Annotated in this window: 8 protein-coding genes; 2 read left to right on the plus strand and 6 right to left on the minus strand. The window is 72.3% G+C overall.

Annotation, left to right across the window (positions count from 1 at the left end):
* Positions 1-76: 76 nt before the first annotated feature.
* Both NJ376_RS11330 and NJ376_RS29295 read left to right on the plus strand, forming a co-directional pair.
* The gene (locus tag NJ376_RS11330; protein ID WP_252953370.1) at positions 77-1,537 is read left to right on the plus strand and encodes an ATP-binding protein; all 1,461 of its coding nucleotides are present in this window, start codon (positions 77-79) and stop codon (positions 1,535-1,537) included.
* A gap of 191 nt (positions 1,538-1,728) precedes the next feature.
* Positions 1,729-1,944 (plus strand): YodC family protein, encoded by a 216-nt coding sequence (locus NJ376_RS29295; protein WP_370288185.1) that lies wholly within the window; start codon positions 1,729-1,731, stop codon positions 1,942-1,944.
* Between the two features lie 148 nt (positions 1,945-2,092).
* On the opposite strand, the gene NJ376_RS11335 is transcribed toward NJ376_RS29295, so the two are convergent.
* From NJ376_RS11335 to NJ376_RS11360, 6 genes are all read right to left on the minus strand, one after another.
* A complete protein-coding gene (locus NJ376_RS11335; protein WP_252953371.1) occupies positions 2,093-2,308 on the minus strand; it encodes a hypothetical protein in 216 nt (71 codons plus the stop codon).
* A gap of 110 nt (positions 2,309-2,418) precedes the next feature.
* Positions 2,419-5,196 (minus strand): phosphoenolpyruvate carboxylase, encoded by a 2,778-nt coding sequence (locus NJ376_RS11340; protein ID WP_252953372.1) that lies wholly within the window; start codon positions 5,194-5,196, stop codon positions 2,419-2,421.
* A gap of 151 nt (positions 5,197-5,347) precedes the next feature.
* Positions 5,348-9,334 (minus strand): glycogen debranching protein GlgX, encoded by a 3,987-nt coding sequence (glgX, locus tag NJ376_RS11345; protein ID WP_252953373.1) that lies wholly within the window; start codon positions 9,332-9,334, stop codon positions 5,348-5,350.
* Between the two features lie 171 nt (positions 9,335-9,505).
* Positions 9,506-10,948 (minus strand): glycogen synthase GlgA, encoded by a 1,443-nt coding sequence (gene glgA, locus NJ376_RS11350; RefSeq protein WP_252953400.1) that lies wholly within the window; start codon positions 10,946-10,948, stop codon positions 9,506-9,508.
* 5 nt (positions 10,949-10,953) lie between these two features.
* On the minus strand, positions 10,954-12,222 hold the full coding sequence (gene glgC / locus NJ376_RS11355) for a glucose-1-phosphate adenylyltransferase (RefSeq protein WP_252953374.1): 1,269 nt from the start codon (positions 12,220-12,222) through the stop codon (positions 10,954-10,956).
* A 260-nt stretch (positions 12,223-12,482) separates the two neighbouring features.
* Complete coding sequence (locus NJ376_RS11360) at positions 12,483-14,939, minus strand: glycogen/starch/alpha-glucan phosphorylase (RefSeq protein WP_252953375.1); 2,457 nt, start codon at positions 14,937-14,939, stop codon at positions 12,483-12,485.
* Positions 14,940-15,063: the final 124 nt, after the last annotated feature.

Raw genomic sequence — 15,063 nt, forward strand, 5'->3', positions numbered from 1 at the left:
GGCGCGGCGCAGCCCGCGCTTCCGCGACGGGCCGGGACGGGGTAGAGGCCCCGTCCATGGGGGCAGCAGGGGCTGGATGACGGTCGCGATCGATCTGGGGGCGGCGGAAGGCGGCGCGCCGGCGGTGATGGATCTGGAGGAGCTGCTGGCCACCCGCCTGCTGGTGCAGGGCAATTCCGGCTGCGGCAAATCCCACCTGCTGCGCCGGCTGATGGAGCGCAGCGCCCCCTGGGTCCAGCAGGTGGTGATCGACCCGGAGGGGGATTTCACCTCCCTGGCCGACCGCTTCGGCCACCTCGTCATCGACGCCGCGGCGCAGACCGAGCAGGGGCTGGTCCTGGCCGGGGACCGCTCCCGCCGCCACCGCGTCTCCGTGGTGCTGAACCTGGAGGGGCTGGACCCGGAGGGGCAGATGCGCCACGCCGCCGCCTTCCTCAACGGGCTGTTCGACGCGCCGCGGGACTATTGGACGCCGCTGCTGGTGGTGGTGGATGAGGCGCAGCTCTTCGCCCCCTCCGGTGCCGTCGAGGTGGCGGAGGAGGCCCGCCGCGCCTCGCTCGGCGCCATGACCAACCTGATGTGCCGCGGGCGGAAGCGCGGCCTGGCGGGCGTGATCGCCACCCAACGCCTGGCGAAGCTGGCGAAGAACGTCGCCGCCGAGGCCTCCAACTTCCTGATGGGGCGGACCTTCCTCGATATCGACATGGCCCGCGCCGCCGACCTGCTGGGGATGGAGCGGCGCCAGGCGGAGATGTTCCGCGACCTGGCGCGCGGGCAGTTCATGGCCCTCGGCCCGGCGCTGAGCCGGCGGCCGGTGCGGGTGGTGGTGGGGCAGGTGGAGACGGAAAGCCGCGGCGCCGGGCCGAAGCTGACGCCGCTGCCGGCGGCGCCGCTGGAGGATGCGGCGGCGCTGATCCTGGCCGCCCCGCCGCCCTCCGAGATGCTGCGGCCGGTGCGGCGGGCGCCGCCCCCGCCCCCGCCCGATGTGCTGGCGCAATTGGCGGCCGCCCGGCCAGCGGCACCGCCGCCCCCGGCCGCGCCGCCTTCCCCCGAAGCGCTGGCCGAGCGTGCCCGGGCGCTGGCCGGGATGGTGCGGGCGGTGCTGGCGGAGGAGGAGGCGGCGTTCCGCCCGGCCTCCGTGCTGTACCAGGACTTCCTGGTCCGCTGCCGCATCGCCGCCCTGCCCGGCCCGCTGGCCGATCTGGCCGAGTTCCGCCGCCTGCTGGCGGTGGGCCGCGCGGAGGTGCCCGAGGAGGTGGCGGCGCGCGAGGAATGGCCGCAGGCGGAGGCGATGGCCGCCACGCTGCCGGAGGAGCTGCAGGGCGTCTTCCTGAAGCTGGCCGCCGCGGCGCTGGCCGGGGCGCCCTGCCCGGGGGATGAGGAGATCGCCCGCGCCTATGGCACGCGGAGCGTCGGACGGGCGCGGCGGGCGGTGGGCTTCATCGAGGAAGCCGGGCTGGTGGTGGTGCGGGAGGATGGGCAGGGGCGGCGGGTGGTGGCGGTTGTGGGGGCGGGGTGGGAGACGGGCATTTCTTAGATTTCATTGGAGAGATTGCCGCAAGCAGGTCCGTCTCCCTTTCAGCCCGCACGGGGCGCCTTGACCGCACCAAAGGGAAGCCGCTGCCAATGGTCGCTTACAGAGTTATCCGATTTTACCGAGACACATAACCCTGGCGACCGACAACCGCACACGTTATCGTTACGATATGATCGGATGGAGGGCGCAAAATGAGCTTTGAACCCGGCGATGTTGTCGTCTTGAAGTCAGGCGGCCCGAAAATGACTGTCTCTCACATAGGAACGCAGTATGATGATCGTGCGGTCGTATGCATCTGGTTTGAGGACGTCGGTAAGAAGAACGTTCAGAAATCCGGTGACTTCCCAGCAGCAACACTTAAAAAATTTGAGCGCCACGCAATAGCTGTCAGGCGTATAATTCGCTAGCATTTTGCTGCGATAAAATTTAGCCACATTAAAGAAGATGCTAGATTATACAAGCACAGTTCGGCAATATACGAATGCCCTTTGTACCGACCGCGGGAGTTTGGACAATTAAGAACAGGTCACCACTATAGGTTCATCGCCTTGCTTCTTAAAATACGGACCGCGCTACCAACGCGCGTACCAGCGCAGCGCCCGGAGAGTTCGGGTTGCTTGAAAGCCAAGGCAGCTTCAGCCCGTTTTCGACGAGTTGCACCAACAGCGCGCCGAACGGAATTTCGGCGCCGATCCGCTCGCTGGTCTCCCGCCGGGTCATCGCCCCCCCGCTGTACGCCTCCAGCAATTCACGCGGAATCAGGGTGCCCATGGCTGCCAAACTCCAGGGTTCCAAGGGCCTTTCGGCCCTTGGCGGGGCGAGCGCGAGAGGGGCGGCGCCCCTCTCGCCCTTGCCGTAGCTAGGCCGCTTCGGCGGGCGCTTCAACCAAACGCCCCCACCTCATGCGTGATCGCCGCGCCGCACGCCCGCACCAACCCGAACAACCGCCCCATCGGCCCGAACAGCGCGGCGTGTTCCGCCGCATAGCTCAGCCCTTCCCGCGGCGCCGGCTTCTCATGGAAATCCAGCCCCAGCACCGCCCCCGGCGCCGCCGGGAACACTTCCGCCAGCAATGCCAGCGCCGGCTCCACATCCAGCTGCAACAGCCGCAGCACCAGCGCCTCCCGCGTCGCCCCATGCCGGGGCGAGAAATCCGGGATCGCCGCCGCCAGCAGCCAGATGCGGTGGATCAGCGTCAGGCGCAGCGCGTGCAGCAGCACCAGCCGGTCATTCATCGCTGGCAGTTCCGGCCACGCGGCCTTCAGCGCCAGATGGTCCGCCTGCAGCCGGCGGAACAGCCGCCGCACCGGCGCGTCCAGGTCCAGCTTCTCCACCGCCCCGGCCACCGCCAGCAGCTCCTCCCGCCGCCCCGGCCGCCGGGTGAAGCCGGCGCGGTCCAGCCAGGGCCCCGGGTCCAGCGTATCCACCACCGCCCGCAGCACGCCGAGGTCGCTGCACGCCACCGCCCGTTGCGCCAGCCGCATCGCCCGGGCGAAGCGCGGGGAACGCGTCCGCAGCTCGGCGAAGGCATCCGGGTTGGCGGAGGCCGCCACCCCCAGCCCATGCATGGAATTCGCCATCCATCCCAATTGCTGCAGGATGGCGTTGTTCGGGATCGCCCGTAGCTGGGAGGGATGGCTGATCCGCACCGGCCCGCCCATCCCGTCGCTCTGCCGCACCGCGGGGCGGCTGCCCGTGCGGTCCAGCAGCCCCGGCCCGAAGGCGCCGAGCAGCGCGGCATAGCCGGGGTCGGCCACCAGCGCCTGCATCTCCCGCCTGACGGTCGCGAAGAAATCCGCGACGTAATCCGCCTCGGCATAGACCGGGTCGCTCCCCTCCCCGGGCGGGGTGAAGGCGTGGCTGGCGATGCCGGCGATGGTCGCCTCCGCCAGCTTCTGCGTGCCGAACAGCAGGTAGCCGTCGCCGCCCTGGAAGGCCGTCTCCTCCCGCAGCCTGAGCCCGGCCTTGTCCAGCGCCGTCCGCGCCAGCGGCGGGGAGAGATAGGCGAGGCGATCCGCCAGGCTGTCCGGATGCCCGCCGCGGCCGACGCTCTCGCCATGGGTGTCGAACAGCACCACCTCGATGCCGTCCAGCTTGTGCCGCCGCAACAGCTCCACCAGCCGCAGCTTCAGGCGCTCGGCCAGGTAGCTCCCCGCCAGCTGCCCGACATACCGCCCGGAATCCGAATAGCCGAATTGCAGGCAGATGCGGCCATGCCGGCGCAGATAGTCGCGGTAATGCGGGCTGCGCAGCGCTTCCTCCAGCACCCGCTCGCCGCGGTCCAGCGCCTCCGCCGTCTCGAACAGCGGGGAGAGCTCCACCGCATGGTCCACGCCGAAGCGCCGCGCCAGCCACAGCGCCGCCAGCAGGGTGTAGCCCGTCTCCGTCTCGGCGATGAGGAAGCGGATCGGCGTGTCGCCATCCACATGCTTGGCGATCTGCGCGCAGAGCAGCATCAGCCGCACCGCGCTCGCCGGCTCGCCGATCAACGCGCCGTAATCCACGGGCTGCGCCTCCACTTCGGCCAGGGCGGCGTTGATGGCGGCCAGCAGCCCGCGGCGCTGCGCCATGTCGTCGGCGGAAATGGTCAGCTCCAGGCGCTGCCGCACCGCATTGTGCACCTGCGCCGCATTCAGCCGCATATGGGTATGGGCCAGCGCCAGCCCATGCGCCACCAGCCCAGCCCGCGCCACCGCCAGGGCCAGCCGCGCCGCCTCATCCGGCGCGGCGGCGACCGCATCCGCGAACAGCGCCAGCAGGGGCGCGGTGGAGGTGAGCGCCGCCTCCCTCTCCCCCACCATCAGCGCGGCCAGGTGCTGCACCTTCAACGGCTCCGGCGTCTCCGGCACCGCGGCGATCTGCGCCGCCACGGCCTCGACCGCGCCCTGCACCCGCGCCAGCAGCGGTGCGGCGCAGCTGCCGAGCGGCGCCACCTGCCCCGCCAGCCTTTCGAGCTGCCGCTGCTTCATCACCAACCGCAACCGCAACGTGTCCCACCAGCCGATATCGGTGCGGCCATCCGTGTCATAGCCGACCCAGGTGGAGAGCAGCACCGGCCGCGGCACCAGCCGCGCCCAGCGATCCGGCCACACCCCCTGCGCCGCCCGCAGCAGGGCCGCCGAGAGCCCGTCCAGCGCATCCCGGCCGCGGCGGATCGCCTCATTCGCCTGGCGGAATTCCTCCTCCAGCGTCGGGGCGGGCGGCCGATGCGCCAGCCCCGGCGGCAGTGCCGCGCCGCTCGCCGCCTCGGCCAGGGCGACGGCCGTGGCATAGGGCAGCGAGAATGTCGGATGCGCGGTGAACACGGCGGCGAAGCGCGGCTGCTCCACCAGCGCGCAGTAGCGGGCGAAGGGGATGGGGCTGTCATCCGGGTCCGGCCGCACCAGCCGCGCCGCCAGGGCGTCGAGGCTCGGCACCCCTTGCTCCAGCCCGACATAGCGGGCGAGGCGCCCGGCCCGGTCCGCGGCGGCGGCATCCGCCAGGCGCTGCACCAGCGCCTCCACCACGCCGAGATCCAGCGTCCCGTCATCCAGGCGGCGGCTGATCGCCAGGGCCACCAGCAGGACCGGGTCGCCGAACGGGTCCTGCGCGGCGGCATCGCGGGCCTCGCGCAGCCGGAGGAGAAGGTCCTGCAGGGGATCGGGGGCGCTGTCCGGCATGCCACGCATGTTGCACCTGCGAAGGCGGGGGGCGCCAGGGGTTTGCGTGGGCGGGGGCGCCGCCCCCAAGCCCCGGCAGGGGCTCTGCCCCTGCACCCCGCCGGGGCCAGGACCTGGCCCCGGACCCCGGTCTGGGCTTGGGCCGGTGGGTTCAGCCGGCGGCGCGGCCTTCCCGGCGCACGGCATCCAGGATGGCGCGGGCGCGTGGGTCGGCGAACAGCGCCGCCACGGGCAGCGGCAGGCGGCGGCGCCAATTCGGGCGCTGCCAATCCGTGCCGGGCAGGTTCACCGCCACAAGCTCCCCGGCCAGATCCTCGGCCTGGACCAGCAGCAGGGCGGAAGGCGTGCGGGCCACCAGCGCATGCACCGCGGCCGGCAGCTCCGCCTCATCCTCCGGCCAGAGCCCCTCCGCCTCCAGCAGCCGCCGCAGCGCCGCCCGCTCTGCTTCCCGTCCCGCGCGTGCGGCCACGGCATCGCCGATGCCCAGCGCCTCCCGCTCCGCAATGTCCTCGCCCTGCCACCAGCCGAGCAGAGTCGGCAGATCATGCGTCGCCACGCAGGCCGCGGCCAGGGCGGGCCAGCGCGCGGGCGGGACGAAGCCCTCGCCCTCCCGCTCGAACCACAGCACGCGGTAGGAGAGCACCCGGTCGGCGGCCAGCTCCGCCCGGAGGCCGGGCGGCACGGTGCCGAGATCCTCCCCCACCACCAGGCAGCGCGCGCGGTGGCTTTCCAGCGCCAGCGTCGCCAGCCGGTCCTTCAGCGGATAGCGCAGATAGGCCCCCTCGCCGCCCCGCGCCCCATCCGGCACCAGGAACAGCCGCGTCAGCCCCAGCACATGGTCGATCCGAAGCGCCGCGGCATGCCGCATATTGGCCCGGAGCAGCGCGGCGAAGCCGGCATCGTCCGTGGGGGCGGGCGCCGGAATGCCCCAGACCTGCCCCTCCGGCGCGAAGGCATCCGGCGGCGCGCCGATGGAGAGCCCGTCGAGGAACCTAGCGTCGCCGGACCACAGCTCTGCCCCATCCGGCGCCGCCCCCACGGCCAGGTCGCGGTAGAGCCCTGCCCCTGCCTGCGCCGCCTCGCCCATCTGCCGGTCGGCCAGGAATTGCTGGAAGACCTCGAAGCCGATCTCCTCCGGATGCGCGGCGATGAAGGCAGCGACGCCCTCCGCATCCCCCCGCGCCAGCTCCGCCGGCCAGCGCCGCCAATCGGTGCTGCCCCGTTGCGCCGCGATGGCGTTGAAGGCGGCGAAGCGCTCCAGCGCCGCCCCGCCCTGCGCCCGGAAACCCGCCAGCTCCGCCCGCCAGGGATGCGCCTCGGGGAAATCCCGCCAGGCCGCCAGCAGCCCCGCCCGCTTCGCCGCCCAGACCGCCGGGTAGTCCACCAGCGCCCCCTCCGGCAGCACCGGCGCTGCCGGGCCGAAGGGGATCGCCCCCAGATCGATGAAGGCCGGCTCCAGGAAGCGCCGGTCGGAGGGCTGGTAGGGGCTGGCCCGCGACCGCTCCAGCGGCGGCAGGGCATGGGGCGGGGAAAGGCCGAGCAGCATCGCCCCCTCCGCCCCCGCCAGCCGCGCCGCCTCGGCCAGTGCGGTGTAGTCGCCGATGCCCTGGTCGCCGGGCCGCCGCAGCGCATAGAGCTGCACCGCGACGCCGAAGCCCCTGCCGCCACCCGCCAGCGCCTGCGGCAGGAAGCCCGCCGGCGGCGCCACGGTGATCTCGCAGCCCAGCTCCGGCTGCCCCTCGGGAAAGATCCGGTGCCGCCCGATCGGCAGCGCCGGCAGTGCCAAGCGGCGGCAGGGTGGCCGGCCCGGCGCCTGATCCCAGGGCCCTTCCGCCTGCAGCGGCTGCGTCTCTCCGTCTTCCCGTACCAGGGTCAGCCAGCCCTCCGCCGCGCAGGGCAGGGTCGCCGCCTCGCCCAGGCGGAAGCTCGCCGCCGCCGGCAGGGCGCACGGCGCCTTCAGCCGTTCCAGACTCTCCCGCGCCTGCGCCGCGCTCTCCGCCGGCAGGCCGAGCGCGCCGAGGATGGCCCGCAGCGTCCCCTCCGGCACGCGATGCGCGCTGCCGTCCAGCCCGTGCCACTCCGGGGCGATGCCCGCCGCTTCCGCCAGCTCGCCCAGCAGGGCCGGGTCCATGTCCTGGTGTCCGCCCATGCCTTCCTCCGCCACCAGCAGCACGCTACGCGGCGAGACGGGCAGGCGTTCCCCGACCTTCCCCTGCCGTGCCGGATCGGCGCTGTCCGCCAGCAGCCGCCAGCCATGGCCGGGCCGGGGCGGCGGCAGCACCAGCTCCGCCGGCGCCTCGCCACCATGCAGCGCCACCGCCACCCGGTCCCCCGCCGCGTAGAACACTGCGACGACCGCCCGCGCCCGGCCCCAATCCTCCTCCTGCTTCGACCGGCCATCGAGCTGCCGCCAAGCCACGTCCGGAATGCCGCCGTCATCCGCCGGCCGCCCGGTCAGCGGCGCCGTCGCGGTCAGCGCCGGGTGGGTGAGCCGCGCCCGCACCAGCCGCGCCGCGAAATCGCACAGCCCCGCATCCAGCCGCGCCCAGTCGAGCCAGGAGACCTCGTTGTCCTGTGCATAGGCGTTGTTGTTGCCGCCCTGGCTGCGCCCCGCCTCGTCGCCCATGCCGAGCATCGGCGTGCCGCGCGCCGCCAGCAGCGTCGCCAGCAGCGCCCGCACATCCGCCGCGCGCTTCGCCCGGATCACCGGGTCGTCGCTCGGCCCCTCGACGCCATGGTTCCAGGAATGGTTGCCGGCGTGACCGTCCCGCCCGTTCTCGCCATTCGCCTCATTGTGGCGGTGCTCGTAGCTGACGAGGTCGGCCAGGGTGAAGCCGTCATGCGCCGCGACGAAATTCACGCTGTCCGCCACGCGCCGTGGCGGGCGGAACAGGTCGGCGGAGCCGGCGAGGCGCGTCGCCAGCTCCCCGGCCATCCCGGGGTCGCCGCGCCAGAAGCTGCGCACCGTGTCGCGGAAGCGGTCGTTCCACTCCCCCCAGCCGGCCGGGAATTCGCCGAGGCGATAGCCGCCCGGTCCGATATCCCAAGGCTCGGCGATGACCAGCCGCTCCCGCAGCAGCGGGTCCTGCCGCATGGCGGAGAGCAGCGGCGCGGCGGCGTCGAAGCCGCTGTCCCGCCGCCCCAACGTCGTGCCGAGGTCGAGCCGGATGCCCTCCGCCCCCGTCTCCGCCACCCAGTGCCGCAGCGCATCCATGGCGAGGCGCAGCGCCCAGGGCCGGTCCAGCGCCAGGCTGTTGCCGCAGCCCGTGTCATTGGCATAGGCGCCGCCCGGCAGCAGCCGGTGGAAGGCGGCATCGGCCAGGCCGCGCAGGGAGAGGGCGGGCCCGGCCGCATCGCTTTCCCCGGTATGGTTCAGCACCAGGTCGAGGATCACGCCGATGCCCGCCGCCCGCAGCGCATCCACCGCGGCGCGGATCTCCGCCATGCCGCCCGGCGCCAGGCGCGGACAGGGCACCAGCAGCGCCACCGGATTGTAATTCCAATAATTCCGCAGGCCGAGCGGCGCCAGATGCCGCTCATCGATGCCGGCCGCGAGCGGCATGATCTCCACATGCGTCACGCCGAGGCGCCGGAGATGCGCGATGGCGGCGGGGTGGCCGAGCGCCGCGACGGTGCCTCGGATCGCCTCCGGGATCTCCGGATGCAGCCGGGTGAAGCCCCTGGCGTGCAGCTCGTAGATCACCCGCGGGCCGGGGCGCGGCGGCGGCGCCAGGGGTGGCGCCACCTCCGGCACCACCACCGCCTTCGGCACCAGATGCGCCGTCTCCGCGCCGAAGCGGGCGAGGTCGGGGTGCCAGGCGAAGGGCCGGTCGATGGCCCGGGCCCAGGGGTCCAGCAGCAGCTTGGCGGCATCGAAGCGCCGGCCGGTGGCGGGCTCCCACGGGCCTTCCGCCCGCAGCCCATAGCGCGTGCCGGGGCCGATCCCCGCGACATGGCCGTGCCAGACATCGCCGCTGCGCGCCGGCAGGCGGTGACGCGCCAGCTCCTCCCGCCCTGCACGGTCGAAGAGGCAGAGATGCACGGCGGTCGCCTCCGGCGCCACCACCGCGATGTTCAGCCCCGCCGCATCGGCGGCGGCGCCGGGCCTGGCAGGCGAGCCTTCAGTGAGCAGGGGCATGGAGCCGGTGCGGAACGCTGAAGCGGATCAAGCAAAATCGCTGGGGTACCGGCCCCATCCTCTCAGTCCTTTCCTGCCTGCTGCGCGGTGGGGGTGGGGGCTCCGCCCCCCATGCCCCGGCCAGGGGCAGCGCCCCTACCGGAGGTCCCGGGGGCGAAGCCCCCGCACGCCTCACGCGTCAATGCTCTCCGCCCGCACCATGTCCCGGAACAGCGCCGCATAGCGCCCGGCCGAGCGCCGCCAGGAGACGTCGCAGGCCATCGCATTCGTCTGGAGGCGCCGCCAGGGCTCGCCCTGCCGCCACAGCGCGATGGCCCGGCGCATCGCCGCCGCCAGCATCTGCGCCGAGCCCGGGGCGAAGACCAGCCCGGTGCCCGTCCCCGCCGCCAGCGCCATCTCATTGGCGTCGATCACCGTATCGGCCAGCCCACCCACCCGCGCCACGATGGGTGGCGCGCCATAGCGCAGGGCGCAGAGCTGGGTCAGGCCGCAGGGCTCGAAACGGCTCGGCACCAGCACCGCATCGGCGCCGCCATAGAGCAGCCGGGCCACCGTCTCGTCGAAGCCGATGAAGGTGCCGACGCGCCCCGGATGCTCCACCGCGGCGGCGCGGCAGCGCGCCTCCAGCGCCGCCTCCCCGCTGCCGAGGATGGCGAGCTGCGCCCCGCCCTCCAGCAGCGCGGGCAGCGCCTCCAGCACCAGATCCACGCCCTTCTGCCAGGCCAGCCGCCCGATGAAGGCGAAGAGCGGCACGGCGGCATCCTCGGCCAGCCCCATCCGGTGCTGCAGCGCCGCCTTGTTCGCCGCCCGCGGCCCGGGATCGGCCACCGAGAAGCGGGAAGGCAGCCGCGCGTCGCTCTCCGGATCCCATTCCAGGGTGTCGAGCCCGTTCAGGATGCCGTCCACCACCGCGCCCCGGCCGCGCAGCAGCCCGTCCAGCCCCATCCCGCCTTCCGGCGTCAGGATCTCCGCGGCATAGGTGGGGGAGACGGTGGTGATGCGGTCGGCATACCAGAGGCCGGATTTGAGGAAGCCTACATGGCCGTAATGCTCCAGCCCCGCCATCGCGAAGGCCTCCGGCGGCAGGCCGAGACGGGGGAAGAGAGTGGCGGGATACTGCCCCTGGAAGGCCAGGTTGTGGATGGTGAAGAGCGAGGGCACCCGCCGCCCGGCGCCATGCCGCAGATAGGCCAGCGCCAGCCCCGCCTGCCAGTCATGCGCGTGGACGGCGTCGAACCCTTCCTCCCGCGCCAGCAGCGCGCCCGTAGCGCCGAGGGCGGCGAAGCGCAGCGCATTGTCCTCCCACTCCCCGCCCCCCGGGGCGAGGTAGGGGGTGCCCGGCCGGTCGAAGAGATGCGGCGCCTCCAGCACCAGCAGGTCCAGCCCATGCGCCGTCCCCGCCAGCACCCGCGCCGGGCCGCCGAACAGCTCCGGCAGGGCACGCAGTTTCACGGCGCCGGGGATGGCCGCCAGCACGGAAGGGTAGCCGGGCAGCAGGGTGGTCGCGGCAATGCCCTCCGGCGCCAGCGCCCCCGGCAGCGCGCCGACCACATCGGCCAGCCCGCCGGTCTTCACCAGCGGGAAGCATTCGGAGGCGATCGCCAGCAGCCGCAGCGCCGTCACGCCAGCCGGTCCAGCATCGCCTGGGTGATGAGGCAGATGCCCTTCTCCGTCCGCCGGAAGCGCGCCGCATCCGCCTCCGGGTCCTCCCCCACCACCAGCCCTTCCGGGATCCGCACGCCGCGGTCGACGACCACATTCGTCAGCCGAGCATTCCGGCCGACATCCACCTCCGGCAGCAGCACCGCGCCTTCCAGCTTCACGAAGGAATGCAGGTGGACATTGGTGAAGAGCAGCGACCGCCGCGCCGAAGCGCCGGAGACGATGCAGCCGCCCGAGACCAGGGAGGCGACGGCCTCGCCCCGCCGCCCCGCCACGTCATGCACGAATTTCGCCGGCGGGGTGATCTCGGCATAGGTCCAGATCGGCCAGTCCCGATCGAACAGGTCGAGGCCGGGGATGACGTCGGTGAGGTCGATATTCGCCTCCCAATAGGCGTCCACCGTGCCGACATCCCGCCAATAGGGGCTCGCCTCCATGGAGGAGCGGACGCAGGAGGTCTCGAAGCGGTGCGCCAGCGCTCCGCCGCGGGCGACGAGGTGCGGGATGATGTCCTTGCCGAAATCATGGGAGGAGCCGGGGTGGGCCGCGTCCCGCCGGAGCTGCTCGATCAGGAAGCGCGTCTCGAAGACGTAGATCCCCATGCTGGCAAGCGCCAGGTCCGGCTGGCCCGGGATGGCGGGCGGGTCGGCCGGCTTCTCCACGAAATCGACGATGCGCCCGGTCTCGTCCACCGCCATCACGCCGAAGCCGGTGGCCTCCATCCGCGGGACGGTCATGCAGCTCACCGTCACCTCGGCCCCGGCGGCGACGTGCTGCTGCAGCATCGCCTCGTAGTCCATCTTGTAGATGTGGTCCCCGGCCAGCAGCACGATGTGGCGCGGCGCCAGATCCTCGATGATGTCGATGTTCTGGAACACCGCATCCGCCGTGCCCTGGTACCAGGCGTGTTCCGAGACGCGCTGGCTGGCGGGGAGGATGTCGAAGCTCTCGTTCCGCTCCGGCCGCAGGAAGTTCCAGCCGCGCTGCAGGTGCCGGATCAGGCTGTGCGCCTTGTACTGGGTGGCGACGGCCACGCGCCGGATGCCGGAATTGATGGCGTTGGACAGGGCGAAGTCGATGATCCGCGACTTGCCGCCGAAGAAGACTGCGGGCTTGGCCCGGCGGTCCGTCAGCTCCATCAGCCGGCTGCCGCGGCCGCCGGCCAGCACGAAGGCCATGGCCGTCCGCGCCAGCGGTGCTGGCGGCCTCTCCCCACTGTCACCCATGCAGCGTTCCCTCCTCCGGCATCAGGAAGATGGTGGCCAGGGGCGGCAGCGCCAGCCTGGCGGAGCAGGACGGGCCGTGGCCCGGCACCCCCTCCGCAGCCACAACGCCGAGGTTACCCGCATTCGTTCCGCCGCAGCAGGTGGCATCGCTGTTCAGGTATCCGACAATCGCGGTGGCCGGCATCGGGATCGGGGCGCTGCCCCCGGCCCCGGCCCGGGGGCCGGGCGCCGGCCCGGGCCTGCGCGCCCCGGCCGCGCCGTCAGGCCGTATGGGCCACGGGCACGCGCCAGATGTCCTCGGCATACTCCGCGATGGTGCGGTCGGAGGAGAACCAGCCCATATGTGCCGTGTTCAGCACCGCCGCGCGCTGCCACGCTGCCGGGTCGCGCCAGCGCGCATCCACCGCCCGCTGGGCCTCCCAGTAATGGTCGAAATCCGCCGAGACCAGGAAGTAGTCGTCGCCGCGCAGGGAGGCGACCAGGCCGCGGTAGCGGTCCGGCTCGTCCGGGGAGAAGACGCCGGACTCCAGCGCCTCCAGCACCTCGCCCAGCCGCGGCGAGGCTGCCACCGCCGCCTCGCCGCGCGTGCCGGCGGCGCGGTGCGCCGCCACCTGCTCCGTCGTCAGGCCGAAGATGTGGATGTTCTCGGCCCCGACATGCTCGAGGATCTCGACATTGGCGCCGTCCAGCGTGCCGATGGTCAGCGCCCCGTTCAGCGCCAGCTTCATGTTGCCGGTGCCGGAGGCCTCCATCCCCGCCGTCGAGATCTGCTCCGAGAGATCGGCCGCCGGCACGATCAGCTCGGCCAGCGAGACGTTGTAATTCGGCAGGAAGGCCAGCTTGAGGGCGCCGCGCAGGGTCGGGTCGCTGTTCACCACCCGCGCCACGTCATGCGCCAGCTTGATGATGAGCTTCGCCCGGTGGTAGCTCGCCGCCGCCTTGCCGGCGAAGATCTTCACCCGCGGCACCCAGTCCTTCATCGGCTGGGCGCGGATCGCGTCGTAGAGCGCCACCGTCTCCAGGATGTTCAGCAGCTGGCGCTTGTATTCGTGGATGCGCTTGATCTGCACGTCGAACAGCGCCCCGGGGTCCACCCGCAGGTCGAGCTGGTGGCGGATGACACTCGCCAGCGCCTCCTTGTTCGCCCGCTTCACCGCGGCGAAGCGGCCGCGGAAGCCGGCATCCTCCGCCTGCGGCACCAGGCCGGGCAACAGGCTCGGCCGGTCCAGCACCTCCGGCCCCAGCGCCTCGGTCAGCAGCCCGGTCAGCCCCGGATTGGCCTGGTGCAGCCAGCGGCGGAAGGTGATGCCGTTGGTCTTGTTGACGATGCGGCCGGGCGACAGCGCGTGGAAATCGGCGAAGACCGTCTGCTTCAGCAGCTCCGAATGCAGCGCCGAGACGCCGTTCACCTTGTGCGAGCCGATGAAGGCCAGATGGCCCATCCGCACCCGCCGCCCATGCCCTTCCTCGATCAGCGAGACGGAGGAGAGCAGCCGTCCGTCCTCCGGATGCGCATGGCGCACGCTGTCCAGGTGGTGGGCGTTGATCAGGTAGATGATCTGCATGTGGCGCGGCAGCAGCCGCTCCATCAGCGGCACCGGCCAGCTTTCCAGCGCCTCCGGCAGCAGGGTGTGGTTGGTGTAGCTGATGCAGCCCCTGGTGATCTCCCAGGCCTCGTCCCAGGCGATGTCGTGCTGGTCCACGCAGATGCGCATCAGCTCCGCGATGGCGATCGCCGGATGCGTGTCGTTGAGCTGGATCGCCACCTTCTCGGGCAGGCTGCGCAGATCGCCATAGACGCGGAGATGGCGGCGGACGAGGTCCTGCAGCGCGGCGGAGGCGAAGAAATACTCCTGCCGCAGCCGCAGCTCCTGCCCCGCCGGCGTCTCGTCGGAGGGATAGAGCACCTTGCAGATGCTCTCCTGCCGCATGCGGTCGGCCAGCGCCCCGACATGGTCGCCGAAATTGAAGGCCTCCAGCTTCAGCGGGTCGATGGCACGCGCCGACCACAGCCGCAGCGTGTTCACATGCCGGCCGCGCCAGCCCACCACCGGGGTGTCATAGGCCACCGCCTGCACCGTCTCGGCCGGGTGCCAGACATGCCGCACCCGCAGCTCGGAGACCGCCACCGCCTCCACCGAGCCGCCGAAGCCGATATCGTGCGCGATCTCCGGCCTGGCATATTCCCAGGGGTTGCCGAAGGTCAGCCAGTCCTCGGGGTATTCCCGCTGCCAGCCCTCCCGCACCAGCTGCCGGAACAGCCCGTGCTCATAGCGGATGCCGTAGCCGAAGGCGGGGATGCCGAGGCTCGCCATGCTTTCCATGAAGCAGGCCGCCAGCCGCCCGAGGCCGCCATTGCCGAGCGCCGCATCGGGCTCGGCCTGCCGCACCTGCTCGAAATCCACCCCCAGCGAGGCGAGCGCCGCCGCCACCTCCTGGTTCAGGCCGAGATTGCTGATGCAGTCCCGCAGCAGCCGGCCGATGAGGAATTCCAGGCTGAGGTAGTAGACCTGCTTCTTCCCCGTCTCATAGGAGGCGCGGAGCTGGGTGAGCCAGCGATCCACCATCCGGTCCCGCACCGCCAGGGCAGTGGCCATGAACCAGTCCCGGTCGCGCGCCCCGGCCCGGCTCTTGCCCAGGTCGTAGGTCAGCTTGCGCAGGATGGCCTCGCTCAGCGCCGCGGCGTCCTGCGGCGTCGTCGCTTCGGATTTCGGCATCACGTCCACGGATCACGCAGTCCTTTCTGCGCGCCGGCAGCAAGTGCCGGCGCCATCTCGACTCTGCCCTGACCATTTCACCCCCTGGTGTCCCGTTTCTTAAACCACGGGTGTACCTGGGAGC

This window comes from Siccirubricoccus soli (genome assembly GCF_024178315.1).
Classification (GTDB): Bacteria; Pseudomonadota; Alphaproteobacteria; order Acetobacterales; family Acetobacteraceae; genus Siccirubricoccus; species Siccirubricoccus soli.